Origin of the sequence: Glutamicibacter protophormiae, assembly GCF_014647495.1 — a bacterium.
Classification (GTDB): Bacteria; Actinomycetota; Actinomycetes; order Actinomycetales; family Micrococcaceae; genus Glutamicibacter; species Glutamicibacter protophormiae.
This window is the reverse complement of record NZ_BMPH01000038.1, coordinates 1-530: the sequence shown is the minus strand read 5'-3', so window position 1 is coordinate 530 and position 530 is coordinate 1. Positions and strand designations below refer to the sequence as shown.

Genomic DNA, 530 nt, shown 5'->3' with positions numbered 1-530 from the left:
CGCCGCCCCGGACACTACCTGGGCATCAGCATCGTCCTGACCACACTGCTAGCCGGCACCATCACCGGCATGGTACTGCTGGGCGAGAGCTGGTTCCAACTGCTCATGGCCGCCGCCCTGGGACTGCTGCTCACCCAATTCGCCTTCCTGGCCCACGAAGCAGCACACCGCCAAATCCTGGCCTCCGGCAAGACCAACGACAAACTCGGCCGCTTCCTGGCCAACATCGTGGTCGGCATCAGCTACCAGTGGTGGATGAACAAGCACAACAAACACCACGCCACCCCCAACACCATCGGCAAGGACCCGGACATCGAATGGGACACCATCTCATTCCAGCCCGCCGACGCCCAACGCCAACGCGGCCTGCTCAAATGGATCACCCAGCGCCAAGGCTACCTCTTCTTCCCGCTGCTGACCCTCGAAGGGCTGAACCTGCACGCCCAGTCGATCAAGTACCTGTTCCTCGGGGACCGCGTCAAGCACCGCCGCCGCGAGATCATCTCGATCTTCACCCGCATCGCCCTGTA

At 62.8% G+C, this 530-nt stretch carries 1 protein-coding gene; it reads left to right on the top strand.

Going from position 1 to position 530, the window contains the following annotated elements; all coding sequences use genetic code 11:
• Positions 1–530 (top strand): fatty acid desaturase (locus tag IEY43_RS18025; RefSeq protein ID WP_188950409.1); only part of this gene is annotated, 530 nt, incomplete at both ends.